18 protein-coding genes are annotated in these 26,816 nt (G+C 68.8%); 11 read left to right on the forward strand and 7 right to left on the reverse strand.

Going from position 1 to position 26,816, the window contains the following annotated elements; genetic code table 11:
* Positions 1 to 71: 71 nt before the first annotated feature.
* On the forward strand, positions 72 to 983 hold the full coding sequence (locus ACFYRU_RS15095) for a LysR family transcriptional regulator (protein WP_387658238.1): 912 nt from the start codon (positions 72 to 74) through the stop codon (positions 981 to 983).
* On the opposite strand, the gene ACFYRU_RS15100 is transcribed toward ACFYRU_RS15095, so the two are convergent.
* Both ACFYRU_RS15100 and ACFYRU_RS15105 read right to left on the reverse strand, forming a co-directional pair.
* Positions 968 to 1,243 (reverse strand): dihydrofolate reductase family protein, encoded by a 276-nt coding sequence (locus tag ACFYRU_RS15100; RefSeq protein ID WP_387662897.1) that lies wholly within the window; start codon positions 1,241 to 1,243, stop codon positions 968 to 970. The two genes, ACFYRU_RS15095 and ACFYRU_RS15100, sit on opposite strands and share 16 nt — an antisense overlap.
* Positions 1,159 to 1,518 carry a dihydrofolate reductase family protein gene (locus ACFYRU_RS15105; protein ID WP_387658241.1) on the reverse strand — a complete coding sequence of 120 codons (360 nt, stop codon included), beginning with the start codon at positions 1,516 to 1,518 and terminating at the stop codon, positions 1,159 to 1,161. Before ACFYRU_RS15105 ends, ACFYRU_RS15100 begins: the two co-directional genes overlap by 85 nt.
* A gap of 257 nt (positions 1,519 to 1,775) precedes the next feature.
* Here ACFYRU_RS15105 and ACFYRU_RS15110 point away from each other — a divergent pair, with 257 nt between their 5' ends.
* Positions 1,776 to 3,134, forward strand: a complete 1,359-nt coding sequence (locus ACFYRU_RS15110; RefSeq protein WP_387658243.1) for an FAD-binding oxidoreductase — start codon at positions 1,776 to 1,778, stop codon at positions 3,132 to 3,134.
* Positions 3,135 to 3,182: 48 nt separating this feature from the next.
* Here ACFYRU_RS15110 and ACFYRU_RS15115 read toward each other — a convergent pair whose 3' ends face one another.
* Both ACFYRU_RS15115 and ACFYRU_RS15120 read right to left on the reverse strand, forming a co-directional pair.
* Positions 3,183 to 3,722 carry a dihydrofolate reductase family protein gene (locus ACFYRU_RS15115; RefSeq protein ID WP_387658246.1) on the reverse strand — a complete coding sequence of 180 codons (540 nt, stop codon included), beginning with the start codon at positions 3,720 to 3,722 and terminating at the stop codon, positions 3,183 to 3,185.
* Positions 3,723 to 3,734: 12 nt separating this feature from the next.
* Positions 3,735 to 4,298 carry an NADPH-dependent FMN reductase gene (locus tag ACFYRU_RS15120; RefSeq protein ID WP_387658248.1) on the reverse strand — a complete coding sequence of 188 codons (564 nt, stop codon included), beginning with the start codon at positions 4,296 to 4,298 and terminating at the stop codon, positions 3,735 to 3,737.
* A gap of 98 nt (positions 4,299 to 4,396) precedes the next feature.
* Between ACFYRU_RS15120 and ACFYRU_RS15125 the strand changes: the two genes are divergently transcribed.
* On the forward strand, positions 4,397 to 7,378 hold the full coding sequence (locus ACFYRU_RS15125; RefSeq protein WP_387658251.1) for a BTAD domain-containing putative transcriptional regulator: 2,982 nt from the start codon (positions 4,397 to 4,399) through the stop codon (positions 7,376 to 7,378).
* A 77-nt stretch (positions 7,379 to 7,455) separates the two neighbouring features.
* Positions 7,456 to 8,961, forward strand: a complete 1,506-nt coding sequence (locus ACFYRU_RS15130) for an LLM class flavin-dependent oxidoreductase (RefSeq protein ID WP_387658253.1) — start codon at positions 7,456 to 7,458, stop codon at positions 8,959 to 8,961.
* On the opposite strand, the gene ACFYRU_RS15135 is transcribed toward ACFYRU_RS15130, so the two are convergent.
* Positions 8,962 to 9,588, reverse strand: a complete 627-nt coding sequence (locus ACFYRU_RS15135; protein ID WP_387658256.1) for a DUF6308 family protein — start codon at positions 9,586 to 9,588, stop codon at positions 8,962 to 8,964.
* Positions 9,589 to 9,805: 217 nt separating this feature from the next.
* Between ACFYRU_RS15135 and ACFYRU_RS15140 the strand changes: the two genes are divergently transcribed.
* The 4 genes from ACFYRU_RS15140 to ACFYRU_RS15155 all read left to right on the forward strand — a co-directional run bounded on the left by ACFYRU_RS15140 (position 9,806) and on the right by ACFYRU_RS15155 (position 16,000).
* On the forward strand, positions 9,806 to 13,942 hold the full coding sequence (locus tag ACFYRU_RS15140) for a DUF6531 domain-containing protein (protein WP_387658258.1): 4,137 nt from the start codon (positions 9,806 to 9,808) through the stop codon (positions 13,940 to 13,942).
* Complete coding sequence (locus tag ACFYRU_RS15145) at positions 13,936 to 14,436, forward strand: hypothetical protein (protein ID WP_387658260.1); 501 nt, start codon at positions 13,936 to 13,938, stop codon at positions 14,434 to 14,436. Before ACFYRU_RS15140 ends, ACFYRU_RS15145 begins: the two co-directional genes overlap by 7 nt.
* Positions 14,437 to 14,558: 122 nt before the next feature.
* Complete coding sequence (locus ACFYRU_RS15150) at positions 14,559 to 15,179, forward strand: DUF4291 domain-containing protein (protein WP_387658263.1); 621 nt, start codon at positions 14,559 to 14,561, stop codon at positions 15,177 to 15,179.
* 203 nt (positions 15,180 to 15,382) lie between these two features.
* Entirely contained in the window at positions 15,383 to 16,000 is a 618-nt protein-coding gene (locus ACFYRU_RS15155; RefSeq protein WP_387658265.1) for a LysE family transporter, read from the forward strand.
* Between the two features lie 36 nt (positions 16,001 to 16,036).
* Here ACFYRU_RS15155 and ACFYRU_RS15160 read toward each other — a convergent pair whose 3' ends face one another.
* Both ACFYRU_RS15160 and ACFYRU_RS15165 read right to left on the reverse strand, forming a co-directional pair.
* Positions 16,037 to 19,681 carry a UvrD-helicase domain-containing protein gene (locus ACFYRU_RS15160; protein WP_387658268.1) on the reverse strand — a complete coding sequence of 1,215 codons (3,645 nt, stop codon included), beginning with the start codon at positions 19,679 to 19,681 and terminating at the stop codon, positions 16,037 to 16,039.
* Positions 19,674 to 22,748: a PD-(D/E)XK nuclease family protein gene (locus ACFYRU_RS15165; protein ID WP_387658271.1), complete on the reverse strand. Its 3,075-nt coding sequence runs from the start codon at positions 22,746 to 22,748 to the stop codon at positions 19,674 to 19,676. The genes ACFYRU_RS15160 and ACFYRU_RS15165 overlap by 8 nt, the downstream gene beginning before the upstream one ends.
* 122 nt (positions 22,749 to 22,870) lie before the next feature.
* Here ACFYRU_RS15165 and ACFYRU_RS15170 point away from each other — a divergent pair, with 122 nt between their 5' ends.
* The 3 genes from ACFYRU_RS15170 to ACFYRU_RS15180 all read left to right on the forward strand — a co-directional run bounded on the left by ACFYRU_RS15170 (position 22,871) and on the right by ACFYRU_RS15180 (position 26,803).
* Positions 22,871 to 23,290 carry a VOC family protein gene (locus ACFYRU_RS15170; protein ID WP_387658273.1) on the forward strand — a complete coding sequence of 140 codons (420 nt, stop codon included), beginning with the start codon at positions 22,871 to 22,873 and terminating at the stop codon, positions 23,288 to 23,290.
* 106 nt (positions 23,291 to 23,396) lie between these two features.
* Positions 23,397 to 26,129 carry an FtsK/SpoIIIE domain-containing protein gene (locus tag ACFYRU_RS15175; RefSeq protein WP_387658276.1) on the forward strand — a complete coding sequence of 911 codons (2,733 nt, stop codon included), beginning with the start codon at positions 23,397 to 23,399 and terminating at the stop codon, positions 26,127 to 26,129.
* Positions 26,126 to 26,803, forward strand: coding sequence for a hypothetical protein (locus tag ACFYRU_RS15180; protein WP_387658279.1), 678 nt, complete (start codon positions 26,126 to 26,128; stop codon positions 26,801 to 26,803). Before ACFYRU_RS15175 ends, ACFYRU_RS15180 begins: the two co-directional genes overlap by 4 nt.
* Positions 26,804 to 26,816: the final 13 nt, after the last annotated feature.

A 26,816-nucleotide genomic window follows, 5' to 3' on the forward strand; every position in this document is an offset into this window, starting at 1 on the left:
ATGGTCGGACCAGTGAACCGTTCACGTCCATCACGGGTTCTCGGACAGCACTGTGAAGCTAAGCTGAACGAATGATGGATCTGCACCGACTGCGGTTGTTGCGCGAGGTCCACGGTCGCGGCACCGTCCACGGCGCGGCCCGTGCGCTCGGGTACTCGCCCAGCGCGATCTCGCAACAGCTGGCCGTGCTGGAGCGCGAAGCCGGTACGCCGTTGCTCGAACGGATCGGGCGGAACGTACGGCTGACCGCGGCGGGCGAAGTACTGGTACGGCACGCGACCGCGCTCCTCGACGGCGTCGAGGCGGCCGAGGCGGAGCTGGCCGCGGTCGCGGCGGGACGGGTCGCGGGGGTGGTGCGGATCGCGTCGTTCCAGTCCGCGTTCATCCGGGTCGTCGCGCCGGCGATCCGCAGTCTGGCGGCGTCGCATCCGGACATCCGGGTCGAGGCGGCCGAGCTCGAAGTGGAACAGGCCGCGCCGGCGCTGAGGCTGCAGCAGCTGGACGTGATGGTGGGCGACGAGTACGACGGTCAGCCGCGGGCCGTACACACCGATCTGCGGCGTGAGCATCTCCTGCGCGAGCACATCCGCGTGATCCTGCCGACGGACCATCCCCTGGCCGCATCTGACCGGGTGCCGTTGCGGGAGCTCGCCGAGTTGCCGTGGGCGGCGTGTCAGCCCGGGACCGGTCATCGCGAGATGCATGTGCGCGTCTGCCGGGAGCTCGGCGGGTTCGAGCCGGACATCCGCTACAGCTCCGACGACCTGCTGATCCTGCTGGAGCTCGTCCGGACGACGGGTGCGGGCGCGCTCCTGCCGGACCTGGTCGTCGGTGCGGGCGCTCCAGGCGTCGCCGTCCGGCTGCCGGCCGAGGGCGATGTCGGGCGGGCCGTGTTCCTGTTGACCCGCCGTACCCGAACCCCCGCCGTCGCCGCGGTCGCGGACGCCTTGGCCACCGCGGCCACTGGTCAGACCAGGTCGTGACGGAGCAGGACCGTCCGGTTGTCGAAAGTACGACTGTCGACAAGCTGCAGTGTGCGGCGACTGGTCGGTTGGTGGACGGGCTTACCGCCGCCGAGGACCACCGGGTGCACGATCACGTGGTACTCGTCGAGCAGCCCGCGCTCGGTCAGCGCCGCCGCGGTGGTCGAGCTCCCGGTCAGCAGGATGTCCTTGCCCGGCTGCTCCTTGACCGCGGCGAGCTCGTCGGCGGCGCGATGATCCGGGTGTTCCAGTCGGCGGATCGCAGCGTTGTCGACAGTCCGAGCTTCGGCGTCCGCCGCCAGACCGGCGCGAACTCGATCGCGTGCTGGTCCGGGTTCATCGCCTCGGCGTTCGGCCAGTACGACGACATCAGCTCCCAGACGGTCCGCCCGTACAGGAACAGGTCGGCCCGCTCGGTCAGGCTCATCGAGTACGCGCCGAGCTCCGGTCCGAGCTGAGCCCAGTCGAACTCGCCGTTCGGCCCCTCGACGAAGCCGTCGAGCGACTGGTGCACGTAGTACATGATCTTCCGCATGGCGTCCTCCTCGGTGTTTGCCTGCTGGTCGGAGCGGCCGCCGCGGCTTTGACATTTCGGGATTGACGAAAGTGCTCCGGCTTGGGAGATTCAGGGGGAACGGGCGGGTCTGGGGGAGGGCCGGCTGCTCGTCGGGGGTTCAGGCGCTGTCTGGGGTGGAAGTTCCGCGCTGCGCTCGACGGTGCGCACCGGTCTGCGCGGTGTGCGCTGTGCGCGTACGCCGATCTGCGACGGAACATGCACAGGGGAGCAGGCAGATGATCGAGAACCTGCGGGAAGCCACGCGCGGACAGGTACTCACAGTCGGTGACGAGGGGTACGACGCGGCGCGCCGGGTCAACAACTGGATGCACGACAAGCGGCCACAGGTGATCGTCCGGTGCGAGAACGCCGGCGACGTGATGCTGGCCATCGACTACGCGCGGACGAACGACCTCGAGATCGCAGTCCGCGGCGGCGGGCACAGCGTGCCGGGATTCGGCACGGTCGACGACGGTCTCGTCATCGACCTGAGTGGGATGCGCAACGTCCGGGTCGACCCGGCGAACCGGACCGCGCGAGCCGGTGGCGGCGCGACCTGGGGCGACTTCAACGCGGCGACGCACGCGTTCGGACTGGCAACGACGGGTGGGATCATCTCGACGACCGGCGTCGGCGGGCTGACCCTCGGGGGTGGGATCGGGTACCTGGCCCGCGGGCTCGGCCTGTCCTGCGACAACCTCGTCTCGGCCGACGTGGTGACCGCGGACGGGAAGTTCCTGATCGCCAGCGAGAAGGAGAACGAGGACCTGTTCTGGGTGCTGCGCGGCGGTGGCGGCAACTTCGGTGTGGTGACCGCGCTGGAGTTCCGGCTGGCCCCGCTGTCGACGGTGTACGGCGGCCCGATGTTCTTCGAGCTGTCCGACGCGGCCGCCGTCCTGTCCGGGTTCCGCGAGCTGATCAAGGACGCGCCGGAGCAGCTCGGCGGGTTCCCGGCATTCCAGATCGCGCCGCCGCTGCCGTTCATCCCGGAGAACCGGCACGGTGAACCGTTCGCGGCGATCGTCGGCTGCTGGGCGGGCGACCTCGACGAGGGCGAGACACAGATCTCGAAGTTCCGCGAGTTCGCGCCGGTGGTGGCCGAGATGGTCGGCCCGATGCCGTACCCGGCGTTGAACAGCGCGTTCGACGCACTCGTACCGCCTGGGCTGCAGCACTACTGGAAGGCGAACTTCGTCACCGAACTGACCGACGAGGCGATCCAGGCGCATCTGCGGCACGCGCCCAAGCTCCCGACGGTGAACTCGACCGTCCACATCTACCCGATCAACGGCGCCTGCCACCGGGTCACCCCGGACGGGACCGCGTTCGCGTACCGGGACGCGAACTACGCCACCGTGATCGCCGGCATGTGGCCGGATCCGGCGGACAACGAGGCCAACACCGAATGGGTGCGGTCGTACTACGACGACGTCGCGCCACACTCCGAGGCAGGCGGCTACATCAACTTCATGGCCGGCGACGACCAGGGCCGGATCCGTGAGAACTACCGGCAGAACTACGACCGGCTGGCCGACGTCAAGCGCAAGTACGACCCGGACAACGTGTTCCACCTGAACCAGAACATCGTGCCGTAACAGCTGTCAGGGGGTGCAGCGGGCTGCACCCCCTGGCGGTTCAGGCCTTCAGGCCTTCGGGCCGAGTTTGTGGACGACGATGCCGGACTTGAACGTCGTCGTCCCGAGCAGTTCCAGGTGCGTCAGGTCGATGCCGTCGCCCTGGAACATGGTCGCGCCGTCCGCGACCACCGGGAAGATCCAGAAGTGGTACTCGTCGACGAGCTTGTTCTCCAGCAGGGTCTTCGAGAACGATCCGGTGCCGTACTTGATCAAGTCGCCGCCGTCGGACTCCTTGAGCCGGCGGACCGCGTCGGCCGCGTCCCCCTCGAGCGGCTGCGCGTTCCACTTCCACTCGGTCAGCGAGCGGGTCGCGACGTACTTCGGCATCGCGTTGAAGGTGTCGGCGAACGGATCGCCGGCCCTCGACAGCCAGGCGTCCGCCATGCCTTCGTAGGTCACCCGGCCGTACACCTGCGCTTCGACGCCCTCCATCAGGCCCTGCATGTACGCCGCGTGCTCGTCGTCCCAGTACGGCGGGCTCCAGCGCTGCGGGTCCTCGATGACACCGTTGAGCGTCAGGAACGTCGACTCGATCAGCTTCCTCATGGGTCTTTCCTCTCAGGTTTGGTACGGGCGCCGTTCGCGGGCGTCCTGTAGTGCTGCGGCCCACCAGACGAGCTGGTCGAGCATGAGCTTGGCTGTTGCCTCGTAGCCGGCGGCAGGCTTCGGCCAACCGCCGTCGGCGGTGAACTGCTCCCAATAGCAGGGCAGTGCGACGGTGTTGCGAATGGTGACGGCCTGGAGTTCGGTGAAGACCTGCCGCAGCTGTGCGCCGGCGTGGCAGCCCCCGTGCTCGCGGCCGTAGCTGACGATCGCCACAGGCTTCGCGTGCCACTCCTCGTAGTACCAGTCGAGCGCGGTCTTCAGTGGTGCTGGAAAGCTGCAGTTGATTTCTGGAGTGACCACGGCGAACGCGTCTGCGATTGCCAGCCGCTTACCGAGCTGCTGCACCTCGGGCGGCGTCTCGTCGTCGGTGTCGGGCAACGTGTCCGGCAGCTTCGTTGCTGCCAGGTCGACCAGGTCGACCACGAACTGCTTGGCGGCCTGCTGGGCAAGCCAGTGCGCCACAGTCGGGCCGAACCGGCCACGGCGGGTGCTGCCGATGATCACTGCCAGTCGCATCTGCCGTCCTCCTTCCGTCTGACACAGACTCTGCCGGAAGGCGTTTACGGTTTCTTTCCGGTTAGTGTTCGGTCGTGCGCTTCGGGGTGCTTGGACCGGTGACGGCCTGGACAGACGCGGGTACGCCTGTGGTCGTCCAGGGCCTGAAGGTGCGTGCGCTGCTCGCAGATCTCCTCGTGCACGAGGGCCGCCCTGTGCCGGCTGACAGGCTCATGGACGACCTGTGGGGTTCTGATCTGCCAGGCAATCCCGCTGGGACGCTGTCCGCGAAGGTGTCCCAGTTGCGGCGCGCTTTCGAGGACGCTGAGCCTGGGAGCCGCGCGTTGGTGCAGTCAGGACCTGCCGGCTACTCCATCGCGGTGGAGAGCGCTACGTATGACGCGCTCCGTTTCCACGAGCTCTTGTCCTGTGGCGCGGTGGACGACGCCTTGAAGCTCTGGCGTGGCCCGGCGTACGCGGACTTCGCTGACAGTGCGTTTGTGGAGACAGCCGTCGCGCGGCTGACCGACCAGCGGCTGAGTGCTTGTGAACGGGCCGACCTGTCCGTAGCTGAGTTGTCTGACCTCGTCCGGGCGCACCCGTTGCGTGAGGGACTCCGGGTCGCGCAGATGAAGGCTCTGTATCGCGCCGGTCGTCAGAGCGAGGCCCTGGAGAGTTTTGACTCGCTACGGGAGCTCCTCTTGGAGGAGCTCGGGCTGGATCCGGGGCCTGAGGTTGTGGCGCTGCAGCAGTCGATCCTGCAGCAGGACCTGCCGCGGGCGCGGAGCAATCTCCCGGCGCCGGTGACCGAGCTGATCGGTCGTAGTGACGCTGTGGCGGACGTGGATGCCTGTTTGGCCTCTTCCCGCCTTGTGACGCTTACTGGGCCTGGAGGCGTCGGCAAGACCCGACTTGCACTGGCGGCCGCATCAGCTGCGGCCGAGCGGTTTGCTGATGGTGTTGTCCTGGTTGAGCTGGCCGCGATCACGCCCTCGACGCTGTCGGTCAGCAACGCGCTGACGGACGCTGTGCAGGCTGCGCTCAATCTGCGCGACACAGGTGAAGCTGGTGCGGTCGTAGATCGGCTGGCGGCTGTGATGGGGTCACGGTTGCTTGTCCTGGACAACTGCGAGCAGGTGGTCGAGGAGGTTGCCGTACTGACCGACCGCCTGCTGGCCGTGGCGCCAGGGCTGCGTGTACTGGCGACGAGTCGTGAACCACTGGGCCTCGCTGGTGAGGTGGTGTGGACCGTGCCACCGCTGGCGATCCCTGAGGTTGCCGCTGAGCCTGATGTGGTTCGTGAGTGCAGTGCGGTCCAACTGTTCGTTACCCGTGCGGCTGCCGCATCACGTGGGTTCGCCTTGAACGCCGAAACCATTGCCGACGTAGCTGTGCTGTGCCGACGCCTGGACGGGATTCCGTTGGCGCTTGAGCTTGCGGCGACGCGCGTACGGGCGCTCGGCGTACGTGGTCTCGTAGCGCGTCTGGACGACCGCTTCCGCCTGCTGGCGACAGGACATCGCGGAGCCGCACCCCGTCAGCAGACGTTGCACGCGATGATCGACTGGAGCTGGGAGCTGCTCGACCAGGCGGAGCAGTCGGTGCTGCGGCGGCTCGCCGTACATGCAGATGGGTGTACGGCAGAAGCGGCTGCTGCTGTCTGCGGCGAGGACGACGTATTGGATGTGCTGGTCCGCTTGGTCGACCGGTCTCTCGTCGTACCTGTCGACGGTGGGCGTTTCCGGTTGCTGGAGTCGGTGGCGGCGTACTGCATCGACAAGCTGCGGGCCGCGGGCGAGCTCGAGTCCGTGCGCCAGCGCCACTTGTCGTACTACGTGTCGGTCGCAGAGGCGGCTCAGCTGTTCGGTGGTGAGCAGAGCCGCTGGCTGCAGTTGCTTGACGACGACACCGGCAACTTCAGGACCGCTCTGGATCGTGCTGTTGCGACAGGGCAGCTGGAGTTGGCTGAGCGGCTCGTGGACGCGCTCGCCTGGTACTGGTTCCTGCGCGGGCGCCATGTGGAGGCTCTGCGATCGCTGGAGGCTGTACCGGGTTCAGCACGGGCTGGAGTGTGGCGGGCCGGGTACATGTACCTGCTGGGTCGTCCTGAGGCTGCGGCGGAGCGGGACCGTTGGGTTGATGCTGCTGACGCGTTGGGGCAGTGGTGGATTGCCTATGCTGCTAGCGATGCGGGTGATCTGCCGGCATGCCTGTCATTGCTGGACAAGGCGTTGAAGCGCTTTGAAGCCGACGGCAATCAGTGGGGCATCGGAGCGGTGCTTGCGGCTCGGGCGAAGCATGCACACGTACGGGCGGACTTGCCGGCGCTGTACGACGACGCGTGCCAGAGCATTACGATCTTCCGCGCGCTGGGGGATCGGTGGGGTGTGCTGCAGGCGACCAGCTGGTTCGGCGCGCATGCAGAGCTTGTCGGTGACTTCGCTGAGGCGGAGCGGCTGCACCTCGAAGGACTGGCGGCAGCGGAGGAGCTCGGACTGTGGCCGGAGGTCGCGAACGAGCTCGGGATGCTCGGCTGGACCTCCATCCGGCAGGGCCGGTACGAAGCGGCGCAGAAGTACGGGGAGCGCGCAGTACGGCTGGCGACCGAGCAGGGTCAGCGCTCGACGCAGGCTTTGGCGGAGATCGTGCTGGCGTTCGCGGCTCGGCGTACGGGGGCCTTGGATGAGGCGTCGGAGCGCTTGCAGGCTTTGATCGACTTCGCTCGGCAGCAGCAGGAGGCCGTACTGTACCTGTCGCTCGTGTTGGAGGAGCTCGGGTTCGTCAGAGAGCTCCAGGGGCGGCCGGAGGACGCGTTGGAGCTGCACATGGAGGCGTTCCAGGTGTCTGAGGAGTTCGAGTCGCTGCGAGGCATGTGCTGGGCGTTGGAGGGGATCGCAGCGTGTCACCCGGACAAGGCGCTTGCTGCGGTGCTGTTGGGGTGCGCAGCCGCGACCCGGGCGTCCGAGAACTACCTCATGGCCGCTACGGAGATCGAGGACCTCGATCGCGCTGTGGCGGCGGCCTCGGGTCATGACGAGGCGTACCGACGGGGCGCGGAGCTCGGTCCGGCCGAGGCGTTCGCGCTGCTCGTCCGGCAGTAGATGTTCTGTAGTTGAGATTATTTGCCTAGCGAAGTAGTTTTGCTCGCGAGCCAACTTCGACAGGTGAAGGTGAAACGATGGACTACGGCCACGAGCTGGTCTTCGGCACGTTCCTGACCCCCGCGGTCGACGCCCCGGACCGCGTCATCGCGCTGGCCCAGCTGACCGAGCAGGTCGGACTGGACCTGGTGAGCTTCCAGGACCATCCGTACCAGCCGCGGCTGCTGGACGCCTGGACGCTGCTGTCCGTGGTCGCCGCCCAGACCCAGCGCATCAAGGTGACCACGAACGTTGCCAACCTCCCGCTGCGGCACCCGGTCGTGCTCGCGCGGAGCGTCGCGACGCTGGACCTGATCACGGGTGGGCGGGTTGAGCTCGGCCTGGGAGCCGGGGGCTTCCTCGACGCCGTTGCGGCGAACGCCGGGCCGCGGCTGACGACCGGGCAGAGCATCACCGCCCTGGAGGAGGCCATCGCCGTCATGCGCGAGGTGTGGACACCTGGCGGCGGTGGCATCCGGCTGGCCGGGAAGCACTACACGGTCGCCGGTGCGAAGCGCGGGCCGGCTCCTGCGCACGACGTATCGATCTGGCTTGGCGCTTACAAGCCCCGGATGCTTGCACTGACCGGACGGCTCGCAGACGGCTGGCTGCCGAGCAGTGGGTATGCGGGCCCGGATGAGCTTGCGGCTATGAACAAGGTGATCGACGAGGCGGCAGTAGACGCTGGCAGGGATCCTGCTGCGGTACGGCGGCTGTACAACATCTCTGGGCGGTTCAACGGCAGCGGTGGGTTCCTGCAGGGGCCTGAGGAGCTGTGGATCGACCAGTTGACCGAGCTGACGCTGGGGGAGGGCGTCAGTACGTACATCCTTGCCTCGGACGACCCAGACGACATCAGGCGGTTCGCTGCGGTGGCAGCTGGTGTCCGTGAGGCTGTGGCTGCCGGGCGGTCCGGTGGCGCAGTGGCTCCAGCTCCCGTTGTGGCTGGCTTTGGTGTCGTACCCACGCCGCCTCCTGCAGCACGGCGTAGCGCGGTGCAGCTGCTGGACGAGTCGGAGCGGCCGACTGGTCCGGCGCAGGACCCCTCGCGTACGTACACGCCGTACCAGCTGCAGTCCGGTCAGCACCTGATCGACGTACACGACCACCTGCGGGCCGAGCTCGAACAGGTACGCGACCTGGTCGACCAGGTCGCGGCCGGGACGCTCGGGGTCGGGGCGGCACGCTCACACATCAACACGATGACCATGCGCCAGAACAACTGGACACTGGGAACGTACTGCGAGTCGTACTGCCGGCTGGTCACGACGCACCACTCGCTGGAGGACGCGTCGATGCTCCCGCACCTGCGCCGGGCCGACCCTGCCCTGGCGCCTGTCGTGGACAGGCTGCAGGAAGAGCACAAGATCATCCACGAGGTGCTGGAAGGTGTCGACAAAGCGCTGGTAGCCCTGGTTGACGGCTCAGGCAGCATCGACGGTCTGCGTGCGGCCATGGACCTGCTGGATGACACGTTGCTCTCGCACCTGTCCTACGAGGAGCGAGAGCTGGTGGAGCCGCTGGCGCGGCTCGGGATCTTCTAGCTACTTCGCCTCGCCCAGCAGGGAGGCGAGGATGTCCAGCAGGCGGAGCGTCGGCACCTCGCCGAGCAGCCGGGCGGCGCTGGTGGCCGGCTCCGCGATCAGGCGCACCTGAAGCAGCTTGAAGTCACGGACGTTCGCCGGGTTCACCAGGTCGTCGCGGACGGCGGCCAGGAACGCGGACCCGGCTGCCGACGTGCCGTAGGTCATCCGGATGAAGCTGTCGGTCACCGGATACAGGTACGGCCGCTTGAGGTGCAGCAGCTTCGACTTCTTCGCGTGCCCGAAGCCGCGGTGACCGGTGAACTTGTCGTCGAGCGCCATCGCGGCCTCGAACAGCTCACTGCCCGGCGCCGCGTCCTCCAGCCGTGCCGCCAGCGGGATCGCGGCCAGTTCCTTCTCGACGTCGACCTCGAGCAGCCACGGGATGTCCATCGCCCGCAGATCGGACCCGATCACCATCGTCCGGGCCAGGTCCTCGAACGTGACCCGGTTCGGGTCGGAGCCGCCGACGGTGGTCATCCCCGGCAGCCCGTCGTAGTACTGCAGCACGGCGCCGTTCGTCTCGGCGTACAGCCGCAACTGCGCGATCGCCTCGTCGACGACGATCTTCCGGGTACCGATGTTCATGAGCCACACCCTCACACTCGTGGTGGCATACCCGCCAGCGGGCGGACCATCATTCGAACGTTCCTCACACACTGTTTCCGCAGATCGTAGCGACTTCCGGCCGACCCGCACGCCAGGGTCACTTCCCGTTATCCACAACCTGTAATCATCTCGTTCCCGCACGCCCCGTTCTCCGTAAACTCTCTGTCACAACCCCACGACTGAGCGGAGGCGAATGATGCGGCACCGGCTGTTTGCGCTCGTCCTGTCCGTCCTCCTGCTCGTGCCCCTCACCCCGCCCGCACAGGCCGCGCCCCCGGACGCATACCCCTGCCTGCACCCCGACCTCACCGTCTCGTCGAACGGCGAGGTCCTCAGCACCGGCACCGAGGTCGCCCTCGACGGCGGCATGGCCCACGCCGGCACCGGTCTCACCCTCACCTTCCAGGCCCGCACCTTCAACCTGACCATCGACCTCTGCAACCTCCGGACGACCGACACCCGCACGTGGCAGGTCGACCACTGGCCCTGCGAGAACACGCCCAAGCCGAAACCCGCACGCACCCAGTCGCTGACCTGGTCGGTCTTCGTGCCCCTCGACTGCAAGTTCGTCGGCTCACCGAACCTGCTCGACGTCTCGTTGACGAACGGCAAAGGCTCAGCCGGCGCCTCGGTGATGATTTATGCCGGTGCGCCCGGGTTCGTGCTGCCGGACAAACAGGCACGGGCATTCTTCGGACCGTTCGCGCTGCAGTCCGATCCGGTCAACTCGCTGACGGGCGCGCTGACCGCGGTCGAGACGGATGCGTCCGTTTCGGCGGTCGGCGTACCGCTCACGGTGACCCGGACGTACAACTCGAACGACGACTCCGCCGGCTCACTCGGCGCCGGCTGGCGCGCGTCGTACTCGGACCGGCTCGAGTTCTCGCCGGCAGGTGCGCGCTACCTCGCGTCCGACGGACGGGAGATCGGGTTCGCGCGGAAGGGCGCCGGATTCGCGATCGAGCCCGGACCCGCCCGGTTCGTGCTGTCCCGCTCGGGGCCGACGTACCTGCTGACGAGCATCGACCAGGTACGGATGCAGTTCTCGGCGTCCGGAGAGTTGCTGTCGATCCGGGACCGTAACGGCCAGGGTGTCACCGTCGAGCGGTCGGCCGGCCGCGTCCGCACCGTAACCAGCGGAAGACGGTCGTTGTCCTACGACTACGACGACCAGGGGCAGATCACCGAGGTCCGGCTCTCCGGGCCGGGCGTCACACCCCGGACCGTGCGGTACGAGTACGCCGACGGCAGGCTGACCGGAGTGACCTCGCCGGGCGGGATCCGCACGCGGTACGAGTACGTGGACGGGCGGCTGACGTCGGCGCGGGTGGGTGATGCGACGTCCTTCGTGACCGAGTACGACGCCGCGGGACGTGTCGTCGCGCAGACCGACGGCAACGGCAATCGCTCCACCTGGTCGTGGGAGCCGGAGGGCATCCGCGGCAGATTCACGATGACCGACCCCACCGGCGGCAAGTGGATCAACGAGTACGAGCGGAACTGGCTGATCCGCCAGACCGACCCGACCGGCACCACGGCGACGTTCCACTACGATGCCGCCGGCAACCTGATCCGCGTTTTCGACAGCCTGGGGCACGGCGCCCGGCACGAGTACGACGGCCTCGGACGCGTCGTCGCCTCGACCGATGCCGCCGGCGCCGTGACGCGGCGGACGTACAACTCGCGGAACGACCCGGTTGCGGTGGTGGATCCGCTCGGACGGCGGACGACGTACAGCTATGACGCCCGCGGGAACCCGACTGGTTCGGCGTACGCGGGCCGGACCTTGTCCGCGACCTACGACGCTCGCGGTCTGGTGACGGCGTCCCGGGATCCGCTCGGCCGTACGACGCGGTACGAGTACTCCGCCGACGGTGATCTGGCTCGGGTCATCGATCCTCTGCGTCAGGTCACCCGGATCGAGTCGGACGGCTGGGGGCGACCGGTCAAGGTGACCTCACCGCGTGGGGCGGTCAGCACGGTCAGGTACAACGACGACGACCAACCCCTGGAGCAGCGTGGCGCGCTGGGTGTCTCGACGAGCCGGACCTACGACGCTCAGGGCCGCGTGTCGTCAATGGTCGACTCCCGAGGCGGTACGACCAGGCTGCGCTACGACGACACCGGTGCCCTGGTCGGCGTCACCAGACCGTCGTTGCCCGAGGCCACGACAACGTACGACGCCTCGGGCCGCGTCACCAAGACTGTCGACGCCGGCGGGCGCGCGCAGACCTTCACGTACGACGGAGGCGGCCGGACGACCACCGCGACCTACGGCGACCGCACGTGGCGGTTCGCATACGACAAGGCCGGCCGCCTGATCCGCACCGTCCTCCCGTCCGGGAAGAGTGCGTCCTTCATGCTGGATGCCCGCGGAGCGCCACTGCGGATCGCCTACTCCGACAAGACACCTGCCGTCAGCTTCACGTGGGACGTAGCGGGTCGCCGTACGTCGATGACGGACGGCTTGGGCGTCACTCGGTACGGATACGACGCGTTCGACCAGTTGACGTCATCCATCGGCCCTGCCGGGTCGGTCAGCTACCGATGGGACGCCGTCGGCAACCTCGCCGGACGGTCCACCGACGGGCACACAGAGTCGTACACCTGGGATGCCGTGGACCGCCTCGCTTCCGCGATCGCCAACGGCAAACCACTGGCGTCCTATCGCTACGACCTCGCCCACGGCACGATCACGACAACGCAACCAGGCGGTCTGATCAAGACCGAGATGCTGGATGTCCGCGGTCGCACGACGTCGCTGTCCGTCACGCAGAACGGCCGCCCGCTACGCACGATCACCTCGACGTACGACGCCGACGACAACCTCACGCAGTCGCACGACTCCGTCGCCGGCAAGTCGTCGTACACCTACGACCCGCTGAACCGCCTGACCGCAGCCTGCTACGGCGTCGACCAGTGCACCGACGATGCGAGCGACTACCTCCGCTACGGGTACGACGGGAGTGGCAACCGCACCTGGGAACAACGTCCGTCCGGCACCACGTGGTCCCTGTGCGGCGCCACAAACGAACTGCTGGCATCCATCACAGCCCCCGCTGACTACCCGCGCGTCCCCCCGACCAGCCACGGATACATCTACGACGCCGACGGCAACCTCACCTCCGATGGCGCGACCAGTTACACCTGGTCGGCCGCGGGCAAACCCGTTACCTCAACCGCAGCAGGCGCCACGACCACCTACGCCCACTCCGGCGACGGGCGCCGCGCCATCTCCTCCGCCAGCGGCAAAACCACTCGCTACCGCTGGGACCCGCTCTCACCCCAGATCCTCAAGACGACCGCAGACTCGAAATCGACCCGCTACCTGTACGGCAGCAGCCTCCTCGCTCAACAGACACCGACAGCCCGGACGCCGTTCATCACCACCCCGAACGGCTCGATCCTCACGACCACGGCTGCCGAGCCCGCCCAACGCGACTACGAACCATACGGCCAGACCCGAGCCGGCCCGCCGGCCGCGGACGCCAAGCTCGCTCCCGGCTACATAGGCGGCCTGCAACTCCCCAACGGCAACTATCTACTGGGCCAACGCGAATACAACCCGGCGACCGGAACCTTCCTCACCACAGACCAAGCCGGCTCCGCCAACCCGTACGCGTACACAACCGGTAACCCCCTCAAGACCACTGACCTACAAGGCCTCGACGACGTCGAAGGCACCCTCACCGACGTCTCCCACATCTCGGGCTACGTCTCGACGGGCGCCCTGATCGGCGCCATCGTCTGCACCGTAGCCCGACCCTGCGCCCCCGCCGTCCCCATCCTCCTCGAGATCTCCTCAGCCACCGGAGTAATCTCCGCCGGCACCGCCGGCATCCTCGACTCCCAAGCCTGCATCCTCAAAGGCAACTGCGCGAGCCTGACTGCTCAGGTCGCCATCGGGGTGGTTGCCAGCCGGATCCCGGCGGCCGGACTCGCAGAGCGAGCCGCTCAGGAGATGGTGACGGTCTATCGCGTCGAGGGGTCCGGCAATCGGAGGCTGCTGATCGGCGACTCTGGCGATGTAAAGATTCAGGGCGAGGGAATGCTGTTCCTCAACTTCGGAGACAAGGAGCGTGCGCTCAGCTATTACCAGCGACGTCACAACCAGGGATACAACGACACCCAGATGAAGGCTTTTGAGGTTCCCCAGTCGTATGTCGATGCACTGCGGGACTCCGCTGTACCGGAGCGCGCTGCGAAAGCCAACCCTCGCGCACCACTCTCCGTCGACCGGTCGAAGGCGGGTGACCAGTACGGTCTGCGAAGTTGTCATTTCCCAGCGTTGCTCGAGCAGGTACAGCCTGGTAGTGGGAGGATCATTTGCTGAACGCTGACGATGAACTGCAGCGACTGAGGCAGAGCAGCTCCGATGCGGCGAACAAAGCGAGCATTCAATTGTCCGCCGAGTCCGCCGACAGCGCGGAGCTGCTGAGTCGGTGCACGGAGGTGTTGGAGGTGGTACTGCAGAGGCCGGAGCCGGCCTGGCCCGACCTCTCGGTGTGGCAGAGAGTGCTGCCAGCTTGGTTCGTCCAGGCATGTGCCCCGGAGAGGACTGCGGAGGAAGCGCAGGCGGACCTGATTCGATGGCGAACTCTCTCGCCGGCCGAACAGAAGTGCGCCGACGAAGAGTCGCGATGGTCGCTCTCCGACTGGTTGTGGTGGCTCGAACCAGACAACCGGACGTGGTACTGGCTGGGCGCTGATCTGATCGGCCGACACCAGCTCCTGATCTACCTCGAGACCGACGGCGATCCGTCACCAACCGGTGCCATTCACTGGCTTCTCAAAGCTGCTGGGGCGGCCAGAGTCGACGAGACCTGACGTTCGGCATCGTGACACACGCGGACGCGTGCCGCCTGCGCAGACGTTCGATGCGCGGCGGCACGGCCCCACCGCAGGCTCTGTGAATCGTTCGACGACCGGGCGTCCGTAAGATCCTGCATATGAACGGCGGTGTTCTGCGGCAGGTTCGGGCCTGGTATGACGAGGTGTCGGTGGTTGTCTATCAGGCCTATGGGGCGGAGATTGCGGACGCGGCGTTGCGGGCCGGGACGTTTGTGGAGCCGTTCGGGATGGGGCGGATGACCTGGATCAAGCCGTCGTTCTTGTGGATGGCTTATCGGTCAGGGTGGGGGACCAAGTCGGGACAGACTCGGGTGTTGCGGATCCGGATCACGCGGGACGGTTTCGAGTGGGCGTTGGCGCACGGCGTGCTTTCGCATTATCAGGCTGGATTCCACGAGTCGGAGGCTGCGTGGAAGCAGTCGCTGGTCGGGGCGCCGGTGCGGATCCAATGGGATCCGGAGCAGACGGTGACGATGAAGCCGCAGCCTTTGGTGCGGTCGATTCAGATCGGGTTGTCGGGGGAGGCGGTTCGGCGGTATGTGGACCAGTGGATCGTCGGGCTGGAGGACGTCACCGCGGAGATGCAGAACATCCGTGACCTCACTCGGCAATCGCCCACCGCGGCGGAGGCGAGGCTGCCGGCCGAGCGGCCGTACCCGATGAGTGACGAACTAGCTGCCCACATCGCCGCGACCGCAGGCGCACACCCAGCGGGGTGATGTGGGGTGGTGTGATGCCGCAATCAGCCTCGAGCTGCAGGCTGTGGCTGGGCCGGAGTAATTGGCTTGTCGGGGTGTAGCGCTTTCTTCATGATGGCTCGTATGACTACGACCTTTGGACTGTTGCTGAGTGGACCTGTGGCCGTTTTGGCTCGGGTTCAGCAGCAGGTGGGTCGGTATCGGGGGTTGACGCTCGGTCCGTTGTGATCGGGGTGGTGGTCGCGGGGCTGTTGGCTGGGTACGGGGTTGCTGTGCCGGTCGGGCCTGTCGGGACCTATCTGGTGGCGTTGACTGCGCGGACCTCCTTGCGGGTCGGGGCGTTTGCGGCGCTCGGGGTTGCTTCTGCTGATGGGGTGTATGCGGCGGTGGCGGCCGGGGCGGGGTCGGTGTTGGCTCCGTTGCTGGTGCCGGTTGTCGGGCCGTTGCGGTGGGCCTCGGTGGCGGTGTTGATCGGGCTTGCGGTGATGGGCGCGGTGAAGGCGGTACGGCGGTACCGGGATGCGCGGATCGTTGCGTTGCAGCAGGAGACGCCTGTTGGTGCGTGGACCGCGTACCTGGGGATGCTCGGGATGACGATGCTCAACCCGTGGACGATGATCTACTTCGCTGCCTTGGTGCTCGGGGGATCGGGTGTCACGGGGATCGGCCGGCGGGTCGTGTTCGTGATCGCGGCGTTCGTGGCGTCGGCCAGTTGGCAGCTGCTGTTGGCGAGCGGTGGTGCGTTGCTCGGAAGGGTACTGACCGGGCGGCTCGGGCGACTGGTCACGGCGCTGACGTCCACGGCGCTGATCGTCGTACTCGCGGTACGGCTCGTCGTCTAGGTGCTCGATGCGCGGCTGATGGTTGGGGCTGCTGCGCTAGAGGCGGCGTTCGACGGCGGTGCCTGGGTTGAGGAAGAGCAGGACGGGTGGGGCGGTGTTCGGGAGGATTTGTGCGTATGCCAGGAGTTGGGGTGCGTAGTAGGCGACGCGGCTGTCCAGGGCGGCGGCTGGGATCGCGTCGGTTTTGTAGTCGACGATCGTGAGCCGGCCGTCGTCCTCGCGGTAGATCAGGTCGACGAAACCTTCGAGTACGGTGCCGTCGGGCTGGACGGTGCCGACGTACGACTCGCGCCAGTGCTCGCGGACGGCCGCTCGCTGGACGACGTCCGACGCCAGCGCCGAGCGGACGAGTGCGGTGACGACATCGGCGTACTCCAGCACACCCTCGGCGAGGCATTGGGTCGAGACGGCGGCTTCGAGGCCGGCGCCGGTGGAGAGGTCGACGACCTGGAGGACGGCGTGGACCGCGCGGCCGATCGCGGTGCCGTAGCGGCCCTTCGACCATGGCGGCAGTTCGAGGTCGCGGGCGCCCTTCGCCGTCCCGGGGTCGATGTCGGCGAGGGCGACGTCAGGGCCGGTCCCTTCGAGGCCGGAGGCGCTCTGCGCGGAGCGGAACCGGCTCGCGGCTTGGGCTGCCGCGGCGCGCGCTTCCCATTCGGTGCGGGAGATCGGCGGCGCCACGTCCGGGCTTGCGGTCGGTTCGCGGTCGGGGACCGGCGAGCCGGTGAAGAGCGTGGAGTGTGGTGCTTCGACGCCACCGGCTGTCGCGAGCAGCTCGGCGTTGCTCGTGTGGCGGCGGTTGCCGGAGCGGTGCAGCGAGACGACGAGGTGGTCGCGGGCGCGGGTCGCGGCGACGTACAGCAGCCGGCGGCGTTCGTAGTCGTCCATCTGTTCGTCGACGGGCTGCACCAGGTCGAATTCCTCGGTCTGGACGGACGACTTGAGCTTCACCGCGTACCCGCCGGCCGGCGGCCACAGGACCTGCACGCCGCGCTGCCGGTTGGGCGACGCGGTCATGCCGGACAGGATCACGATCGGGAACTCGAGGCCCTTCGCCGCGTGGATCGTCATCACCCGGACCGCGTCGGCGTCGGTCTCGGGCAGGACGGCCTCGGCGACGCGGGACGTCTCCTCGCCCTGGTGGGCGGCCCAGGCCAGGTACGACCGGAGGCCGCCGTGCTCGACCTCGGACCACGCGCGGGCCTGATCGACGACGAACCGGATCCGTCGCCAGGCGTCGCGGGCACGCGGGCCGGTCGCGGCGACCTCCAGCATCCGGCGGTCGGCGACGATCTTCGCGAGCACCTCGCTCGGGGTGAGCCAGCGGGCCGCGTAGTACGTACGGCGCAGCCACTCCATCGCCTCGCCGACCGGGTGGGCGAGCAGTTGGTCGGGCACCGGCGCGGTCAGCGTGAACGTGCCGCCGTTGCGTTTCCAGGTGTAGAGGTCGTCGTCGCCGCAGCCGAACAGCGGCGAGCGGAGAGTCGTGACGAGCGCGAGCTGGTCGCTCGGGTCGCCGAGCGCGCGGGCGCAGGCGAGCAGGTCGCGGACCTCGGCGGTCTGGTACACCAGCGAGCTGGCCTCGGCACGGTACGGGATGTCGGCGCGGTCGAGGGCGTCCTCGAGGAACGGCAGCGAGGTGCGGGCCGGGACCAGTACGGCGATGTCGCCGGCCGCGGCGGGGCGCCAGGTCTCGGCTCGGTCGTCGTACACGAGCCAGCCGTCGCGGAGCGCTTCCTCGATGACGGAGGCGACATCGGTGGCCTCGCGTTCGCGGAGGACGGAGGCCTGGGCGCGCGGGAGGTCGTCGTGCGGCGTGGCGCCGAGGATGGTGACCGCGGGGCCGGCAGACGGGTCCTCCGGCTCGTCGTCGGCCGGTGGTTCGGGCGGTACGTCGTCGCGGCGGCGGAACGGGAGAACCTCGGCGAGGTCGTGCACCTCGGCCGGGGCAGGCTCGTCGTCGGACTCGAACAGGGTGGGTTCGTCGTCGGAGTCGAACAGGGTGGGCTCGTCGAAGATCGAGAGCTGGTCGCCCTCGACGGGGCCGGGGTCGGGCGCGGACCTCGCGGCGCCCGGGCGGGCCGAACCATCGGCGCGGGCGGACGCATCGGCGCGGGCGGACGCGTCTGGGCGGGCGGACGCGTCTGGGCGGGCGGACGCGTCTGGGCGGGCCGAAGTGTCGGGGCGGGGCGAGGTATCGGGGTGGGTCGTAGCAACGGCGCCGCTCGGACGCGGGGAGGCGGATGTTGCGCTACCCAATGCCGGTGCTGTGGCGCGGGTCGGGTTGGTGCGGTGCGGGGCGAGGGACTGGTACGACGGTTGGGCGGCTTCCTGGGGCTGGATCAGCGTGCTGAAGACGGTGTTGATCCAGTTCAAGATGGGTGGGACGGTACGGAAGTTGGTGGTCAGCGCGACCGTTTCGCCGAGCAGGTCCTGGGCGGTCAGGTACGTCGCGATGTTCGCGCGGCGGAACCGGTAGATCGACTGCTTCGGATCGCCGACGACGAACAGCCGGCCCTCGGGGACCTCGACGTCGTGCCAGTCGGGCGCGTCCGCCGCGGCACCGCCGGCGATCCGGACCGCGAGCTCGATCTGGATCGGGTCCGTGTCCTGGAACTCGTCGAGCAGCAGCCGCTCGAACCGCTCCTGCAGGTCGGCGCGGACCTCGGCGTCGCGCCGGAGCAGGTCGCGCGCGAGCACGAGCAGGTCGTGGAACTCGAGCCGCCCGTCGGCGCGGCGCAGCTCGGCCGATTCCAGCACCCGTTCGGCGATCCAGTGCGAAAGGTGCCGGAGGCAAGCATCGAGGAGCAGCTCGACCAGCGAACCCGCGACCTCGACGACCTCCGTGCAGTCCGCGCGCACCCGCGCGATGTCCGGCCAGTTCTCCTTGCGGCCGATCCGGCCGATCTTCAGCCCGCGGAGCGCCTGCAGGAAGGAGAGCTGGGTTTCCTGGTCGGACGCGGCGTCCAGCATCAGACCGAGTTCGCGGACCTGGACGACCTTGGGCAGCAGGCGGTCCTCGGGGTCGAGACAGGTCTCGGCGGCCGCGCCGATCTGGGCGGCTGCGGCGACCAGGCCGGTGAGGTCGGGCATCGCGACGAGCTCCGGCGGTTCGACGAGGACCCGGTCGGCGATCAGGTCCCAGTCGTTGCCGAACAGGCGGGCGAGCGAGCGGAGATGCTTGAGCTCGACGCCGACAGCCATTGCCAGCAGCAACGGCTCGGCGATCGAGTCGTCGTCGAGGAGTTGCTGCTGGAGCTCGGCCCAGCGTTCCTCGAAGGCGACCGACGAGCCGACTTCGTCGAGTACGTCGATGAGTGGCGGGAGACCGGCCTCGATCGGGTGCGCGAGGAGGATCTGCTGGGCGAACGAGTGCAGCGTGCCGATCGAGGCGGAGTCGAGGTCGTCCAAAGCCGCGTCCGCCAGCCTGCCCCCATCGCTGCGGCGAGCCTTCTCGAATTCGACCCGCAGCCGGTCGCGGAGCTCGGCACCGGCCTTCTCGGTGAACGTGACGGCGGCGATGGTGCGCAGCGGAACCTCGTCCCGCAGGACCAGCGTCGCGACGCGATCGACGAGCGCATGGGTCTTGCCCGAACCGGCGCCCGCCTCCACGAACAAGGTGGTGTCGGTGTCGGTCCGGATCCGTTCCCGGGCGGCTCCGTCGAGCAGCTGCTCACTCATCCGCAGCCTCCTCGGAGGCGAGAGCCGTCGGGTCGATCAGGCGGACCAGCCGTTCGAGAGCAGGGTCGTGGCGTTTGCGGTCCCACCTCGCGCGGACCTCGCTGTGGCCCAGGCCGTCGGGGTTGCAGTACGGGCATTGGACCCAGAGGAAGTCGGGCACTTCGGGGGCCTTCGGCGGGAAGTGGCCGGCCGCGATCGAGGACACGATGACGTCGAGCGTGTCGACGTACCGTTCCTCGACCGCCGGCGTCAGCGGCACCGGGATCCGTTTCCCGCCACGGCGGACGAACCAGTACGACGCCTCGACCGGCGTGGACGGCTCACCCAGGCGCGCGCGGGCTGCGTACGCGTACACGGGCAGCTGCAGCTTCGTCCCGCCCGCGACCGGGTCGGTCTCGATGCCTTCGTACCGCGAGAAGCCGCCCGTCTTCACGTCGGTGACGTAGATCGTCCCGTCCGCGCCGAGGTCGACCTTGTCCGCGGAGCCCCGCAGCCGCACCCGCCCGGACGGCACCGGGATCTCCACCGGCGGCTCGCCGTCGAACCCGAACCGCAGCTCGCTCGCCACCACCGAAGCGGACCGCTCCGAGCGCCACCGGTCGTCGTCGGTCAGCAACACCATCAGATCGCCGAGGATCCGCAACCGCTCGCGCTGCCACAACCGTGGATGCCCGGTCAGCCCCTCCGCCTCGAACTGGTCCGCGAGATCCGCCCCGATCGCCAGCAACAACGACCGCTGCTCGTCGGTCCACGGCTCGCCGTACCCGGGCAGCGAAGCCGCCAACCGCGACACGAAGGCGTCCAGGCTGTTGTGGATCAGGTTTCCGATCTGGACCGGCGAGATGACCAGCAGATCCTCCGGCGCCTCGAGCGGCTCCACCTGGAGCAGCCGCTCGACGAAGTACGCGTGCGGACAGGTCGCGTACGACTCCAGCGACGTCGGCGACGCGATCCGGTCCTCCACCGCGAAGTCGGGCAGCCCGGACACCCCCGACAGATCCCCGTCGAAGCGCGTGAACGCCATCGACGCCCGGCCGCGCAGCAGCTCCCGAGCGCGTACGAGTACGCCGTCGTGGACCCACAACCGCGCCGCGGCCGCGCGCGTCTGCCACTCCTGCTCGGTCGCCGGCATCGTTGCCGTGGTCAACGAACCCGCGTACGACGCGGAGGTCCGCAAGACCTCGCCGTGCCGGTCCCACTGGGTCGCGGGCAGCGCGTGGTCACCCGTCAGCTCGCGCAGCGATCCGAGCAACCACCGCGTCGGCAGCCGCCGCGACGACCGCCGCAGGTCGCCGCGCGGGAACGACGCCACCACCCGCGTCCCCGCCGAGAACGCCACCAGCAGGTGTCGCTGCTTCTCGTCCAACCGGTCCCGGAACGACGCCAGCTCCGGCGCCGCCGCCTCGCGGACGCGATGGGGGAGCAGCGCGTCCTCGTGCACGCGTCCCGGATACAGGTCCTCGGACAGACCGACGACGTACACCAGGTCGGCCGACAACCCGACACTCGCGGACAACGGCGCGACCAGCACACCGGTGCCGAACGTACCGACGCGCGGCAGCGACTGCTGCAGCTCGAGATCGAGGACGTCGCGCAGTACGGCGAGACTGGCCGGCGTGCCGAGCTCGTCGAGGGTCGACAACCCCTTCAACGACCCCTCGACCGCGGCCGCCGCGTACTGCTCCTCGACGGGCAACGACGAGTAGTCCCCGAGCAGGTCGTGGAAGAGCTGCAACACGCCTGAAGACAGCGACGACCAGCTCTCGAGCAGGGTCAGTTCGTTCAGCCGGCGCCGTAACGTGGACGCGAACGCGTGCAATCCTTCAGCTTTCGAGGCGTTGTACTGCGCTCGTCGCACGGCGGCGGGCCGCGGATCCTCGGCCGCCTCCTCCTGATCGGCGGTGCGCCGTTCGGACTCGGCGTACCGCTTGAGCCGGGTGTCCCAGTCGTCGCCGCGCACCACCCCGGCCACCCGCGACATCCGCTCCCACTGCGGAACCGGGATGCGGTCGCCGGCGAAGTCGCGGGTCGGCGCGTTCGCGAGCGCGCGGAACACGTCCGCCCGCGGCAGGTCCTGATCGACGAGCGCCAGTACTTCGAGCAGCGTCCGCGCGATCGCCCGCTCGTGCACCGGCCGCGTCCCGGGACCGTTGACCTCGATGCGTGCGGCGGACAGGTGCTCGTGGAGCAGACGTGCGTACGGCGAAGCGGCGGCGTACAACACGGCGATCCGATGCGCGGGCGTGTGCTCCAGCGCGGAGACCACATCGCGGACGACGCAACGCACCTCGTCGTCGGCGTCGGACGCGTTCAGGATCTCGGTCGCAACGGGGTAGTTCTTCGAGATCGACGTCGGCAGGTCGATGCCGATCCGCTCGAGCGACCGCCGGACCGCGCGGTCGGCCCGACGGACATCGGTCAGGCCGACGACGACGGTGAGGTCCGCGGCGGCGTCTCCGAGCGCGGCGACGAACGCGGCCTCGGACTGCGTCAGCTCCTGCGGGAGATACAACACGAGAGCGCCCAGCTCGCGGACCGTGTCGGACGTGACGGCGGCCGCGGCGGCGCGCAGCAGGTCGGTCTCGTCGTACCAGTCGGTGGCCAGCTCGGCCGTCACGTGACGGTGCAGGCGGATCAGATCGGGGCCGAGCGCCGACGCCGCAGCGACCTTGTCCAGTGCGGTTTCGCTGAGGTCGCGGAGCTCGTTGTGTGCTGACGCAAGCGCTTGGATGGTCGACGGGTGCTCGGCCACTTCCGCGAAGATTCCCGGCGCCTTCGCGAGCGCGGTCCGCCAGGTCGCGGCGACGATCGGACGGGTCGCGGGCCGGCGCGGCGACAGCAGACCGGCGGCGATCTGCTCGGCGAGCCGCTCGAGCGTGGCCAGATACAGACCACCGATCGAGGTCCGGGCGAGCTGCCGGCGGGCGATCACCCCGGACAGGTTGTTCGGCAGCAGCAGCGTGACGGGCGTCATCGGATCGTCGGCCTTCAACCGCGCGACCACGGCCTGCAGGCGCTCCAGAGCCGCGGCGCCGTACGCCGTGCTCTCGATCCGCGTGCTGCTCATCAGGAAACTCCTGTCGTCCAACTGTCACCGCAGACGGTAGACCTTGCCACGGACAGAAAGGTGAAGGGGCGCGAAACGCCAAGGTTTCTGCGCGGCCGACGGAGGCCTCGCACACTGGAGAAATGACGGGCACCGATAATGCTCCGATGGCCGCTGCGGTGCATCACGTCGAGATCTGGGTCCCGGACCTTTCCCGGGCGACTGCGAGCTGGGGCTGGGTGCTCAACCGGCTGGGCTGGAAGGACGGTGACGGCTGGCCCGGCGGCATGACCTGGACCGCACCGGACGGCAGCTACGTCGTGGTCGAGCAGAGCCCGGCGATGTCGGCCGCCGAGCACGACCGGATGCGGCCCGGGATGAACCACCTGGCGCTGAACGCGGCCAGTCGCGCCGAGGTCGACGGCATCGTCACGGAGGCCGTCGCGCACGGCTGGACGCTGATGTTCGCCGACCGTCATCCGTACGCCGGCGGCCCGCAGCATTACGCCGCCTTCCTGCACAACGACGACGGCTACGAGGTCGAGATCGTCGCGCCGGGTTAGCAAATGAGACGACTGATACCTGGAGTGACCACTGGGGCCACTGGTGTGACACGATTACCCGAGGCAAGAACGTAGTCGCGGGGCCAGGTGTGGAAGGACGATGCTCGTGACGGAGAAGCCTGACGGGGATCCGGCCGCACCGGAGGTCCTGGAAGCGCGGATCCGGGGGTTGCAGCACGCGCTGGGGCAGTTGCTGGACAACGCGCGGCGACTGACGTACGGCGAGCACCAGCGCGCCGTGAAGCTGCACCGCCAACTGCAGGAGCAGACGGCGGCGGCGCGGCGTGAGTCGCGGTCGCTGGTCGACGCGAAGACCGCCGAGGCGTTGTCGGACGCCGAGCCGAAGGCACGGTTGCTCGCGGACCGCCTCGCGCCCGGGCTGGCCGCCGTACCGCCGAACGACGCACGCTGGCGGTCGCGCCAACTCGTCGGCGCGGGCGTCCCGTCGTACGTACGCGTCGGCGAACTCGAGGCCGGTACGCCGGTGGTCGCGCCACTGCTCCGTACGAACGGCTGGAAGGTGACCGCCGACCGCAACGAGTCCGCGCGCCGGCTGCTGCAGAGCGTCGCGCTCCGGCTGGTCGCGGCGGCGGAGCCGTTCCGGTTGCGCATCGACGCGTACGATCCGAAGCTCACCGGGATGATGGGGCTGCTCGGCCACCTGACCACGAAGTACCCGCAATTGGTGCCTAGGGCAACACATACCGCGGAGCAGTTGCACACTGTGCTTTCCGGTCTTGTCGACGTCTCGTCATTGCGGGCGAGCAGGCAGGCGCAGCTCGGGCATGAGCGGTTCGAGGACCTGCTGAAGGAGACGGGGCAAGTCACCGATCCTTACCGGGTCGTGGTGCTGTTCGACTACCCGTCGGGCATCGACACGCTCGCGCAACGCGATCTGCTCCGGCTCGCCGCGACCGCGGGCAAGCGCGGCATCTGCTTCCTCGTGCACTACGACGCATCCACCGCAGCCGAGCTCGACGTCGACTCGAAACAGTTGCTCGAACTCCTCAATCCGGTTGCCATCGTCAACGACCGGGTGGAGATAGCGCAGCTGCCGCCGGCCCGGCTCGACCCGCCGTTCGACGCGGGTATCGCGGCCGGCATCTGCGACGTGATCGCCGAGCAGGCAGACATCGCGGTACTGCCGACCGTCGACTTCGAGCGGGCCTTGCCGGACCGATCGACCTGGTGGCAACCGGTCAAGGACGAGATCGGCACCGTGATCGGGTACGACGACCGCACGCCGGCGCTGGTGCGGTTGCGCAGCGGCAACCCGGCGCTGCCGCACGTCCTCGTCGGCGGTGCCGTCGGCCAGGGCAAGTCGAACCTGTTGCTCGTGATGATCCACGGACTCGCCGCGCGCTACTCGCCGGCCGACCTGGAGATGTACCTGCTCGACTTCAAGCACGGCGTCGAGTTCTCGGCCTTGGGCCCGGGGCCGGACCGGCCGCACTGGCTGCCGCAGATCCGCGTGCTCGGTGTGCACAGCGACCGCGCGTTCGGCCTCGCCGTACTGCGTCATCTGTCCGACGAACTCGCCCGCCGCAGCGAGGTGTTCAAGTCGCACGGCAACGTCGCCGACATCGCCGAGCTCCCGCCCGGGCCGGAGCGGCCGCCGCGGATCCTCGTCGTACTGGACGAGTTCCAGGTGCTGCTCGAGGACGACGACGAACTGGCGGACGAGGCCGCGAAGCTGCTCGAACGACTCGTCCGGCTCGGGCGTGCGTACGGCGTGCACGTGGTCCTCGCGACGCAGACGATCGAGGGCGTGAAGCGGCTGTCGACCCGGCGCGACTCGATCTTCGGCCAGGTGCCGTACCGGATCGCGCTGAAGACAACGCCGGCCGACTCGCAGGCGATCCTGCGCAGCGGGAACACGGCCGCGGCCGAGCTGCAGTTCCGGGGCGAGGCGGTACTGAACGCGAACTTCGGTTCGCCCGACGACAACCAGCACGTCCTCGTGAGCTTCGCGGACAAACTCGTCCTGGACTCGTTGCGGGAGGAGTTGTGGACACGCGCCGGGTCGTCGGTGCACGCGCCGCGGGTCTTCCATCTCGCCGAGCCGGCGCGGTTGACGGATACGGCGACGGCGGTGAAACCCGAGCTGGGGCGGCCTTGGACCGGGCTCCCGATCGCGGTGACGGAAGAGCCCGTCGCGGTCGAGGTACGGCCCGAGCCTGGCGCGGGTGTGCTCGTACTGGGGGACGGCCCGGCGGACGCGCTCGGCGTACTGACCGGGCTCGCGGTGTCGACGGCGGCCGGCGCGGTCGAGCCGCCGCGCTTTGTGTTCGTCGACGGTACGAACTCCGCGCCTGCCGTTGCCGAGGGCAAGGATGCGCTGATTCAGGTATTGCGCGAGCTCGGCTGTGAGGTCGAGACCGTGGACAAGCACGACGAGATCGCGCCGCGGCTGTTCGCGCTGCGGGACGCGATGCGCAACGGACAGGTCGGCTCGACATACCTGCTGGGCTTCGGGTTCCACGGCGTACCGCGGATGCAGGTGCACGCCGAGGGGTACTTCGAGAGCCCGGCGAACGCGCTGCAGGACATCGTGCGGGACGGGCCCGCGCAGGGCCTGATCACGTACGGGTGGTGGAACCGGCTGCACGTCTGCACCGAGCAGCTCGGGTACGGACGGGCCAACGTCGCGACACACATGTTTCTCCGGCACCCACAGGACGGCGTACGCGCGGTGGCCGGGCCACTTGTGCGCTGGGCGTCCGAGCCGCACCGGGCGTTGCTGTGGGACGGGCTGCATCCCGAGGCACAGGTTGTCGTACCGTTCGCGGCGTTGCGGTCGGACGAAGTGGGACGTGCAGTGGAGTTGGTACGGCGATGAAGACCGACGAACAGGTGTGGTCCGAGTACGTCCGCGCGCTGCGGACCGTCGCGATGGCGCGGGCCGACGCGCAGCAGGCGCAGGACCGGGTGACGGCGCACAAGTCGAAGGCCGAGGCCACCGCGGCCGCCGAGGCCGACGCGATGGCCGAGCGCGGGCGGAAGTTGCAGACCCGGCTGAACGAGCTCGCCGAGAAGGCCGCGGCGAGCCTGCAGCGCGCCGGGCTGCCCGCCGACGGCAAGCGCGCGAACCACACGCTGCCCGAGATCCGTGCGCTCAACGACCTCGAGACCGTCGCGGAACGGATCACGTCGCAGCTCGCCGACGCCGTCGACCAGCTGGAGTCGGTGCGGACCGCGGCCCGGGCGCTTCAGGAGCGGCGCCGGCGGCGTACCATCAGCGCGGTCCTGGCACTGGCCGGGTTCGTCCTGGTGTGGGTGGTCACCGGATCGTTCCTGGCCGGGGTCGAGGCCGCCGCGATCGCTGCCGTCACGATGCTGGCCGCGTCCCGGGTACTGGGGCTGCCGCGGCTGCCCGTCGCGCGCTGGTGGGGCTGGGGTGGTGCCGGCCTCGTCTTCGCAGCGATGGCGGCCGGACTGCCGTGGTGGCTCGGGATCCTGGTACCGGTCGTCGTGGCGGGTACGGCGATCGTGCTGCCCAAGAAGCGCAACTAGTTTGGGAGTGGGT

This window comes from Kribbella sp. NPDC004536 (genome assembly GCF_042873835.1).
Classification (GTDB): domain Bacteria; phylum Actinomycetota; class Actinomycetes; order Propionibacteriales; family Kribbellaceae; genus Kribbella.

What these genes read in the sequence shown, in the direction of transcription:
- ACFYRU_RS15095 (WP_387658238.1), top strand. Translation starts at nt 72, where the DNA reads ATGATGGATCTGCACCGACTGCGGTTGTTGCGCGAGGTCCACGGTCGC.
- ACFYRU_RS15105 (WP_387658241.1), bottom strand. Translation starts at nt 1,518, where the DNA reads ATGCGGAAGATCATGTACTACGTGCACCAGTCGCTCGACGGCTTCGTC.
- ACFYRU_RS15110 (WP_387658243.1), top strand. Translation starts at nt 1,776, where the DNA reads ATGATCGAGAACCTGCGGGAAGCCACGCGCGGACAGGTACTCACAGTC.
- ACFYRU_RS15115 (WP_387658246.1), bottom strand. Translation starts at nt 3,722, where the DNA reads ATGAGGAAGCTGATCGAGTCGACGTTCCTGACGCTCAACGGTGTCATC.
- ACFYRU_RS15120 (WP_387658248.1), bottom strand. Translation starts at nt 4,298, where the DNA reads ATGCGACTGGCAGTGATCATCGGCAGCACCCGCCGTGGCCGGTTCGGC.
- ACFYRU_RS15130 (WP_387658253.1), top strand. Translation starts at nt 7,456, where the DNA reads ATGGACTACGGCCACGAGCTGGTCTTCGGCACGTTCCTGACCCCCGCG.
- ACFYRU_RS15135 (WP_387658256.1), bottom strand. Translation starts at nt 9,588, where the DNA reads ATGAACATCGGTACCCGGAAGATCGTCGTCGACGAGGCGATCGCGCAG.
- ACFYRU_RS15140 (WP_387658258.1), top strand. Translation starts at nt 9,806, where the DNA reads ATGCGGCACCGGCTGTTTGCGCTCGTCCTGTCCGTCCTCCTGCTCGTG.
- ACFYRU_RS15150 (WP_387658263.1), top strand. Translation starts at nt 14,559, where the DNA reads ATGAACGGCGGTGTTCTGCGGCAGGTTCGGGCCTGGTATGACGAGGTG.
- ACFYRU_RS15160 (WP_387658268.1), bottom strand. Translation starts at nt 19,681, where the DNA reads ATGAGTGAGCAGCTGCTCGACGGAGCCGCCCGGGAACGGATCCGGACC.
- ACFYRU_RS15165 (WP_387658271.1), bottom strand. Translation starts at nt 22,748, where the DNA reads ATGAGCAGCACGCGGATCGAGAGCACGGCGTACGGCGCCGCGGCTCTG.
- ACFYRU_RS15170 (WP_387658273.1), top strand. Translation starts at nt 22,871, where the DNA reads ATGACGGGCACCGATAATGCTCCGATGGCCGCTGCGGTGCATCACGTC.
- ACFYRU_RS15180 (WP_387658279.1), top strand. Translation starts at nt 26,126, where the DNA reads ATGAAGACCGACGAACAGGTGTGGTCCGAGTACGTCCGCGCGCTGCGG.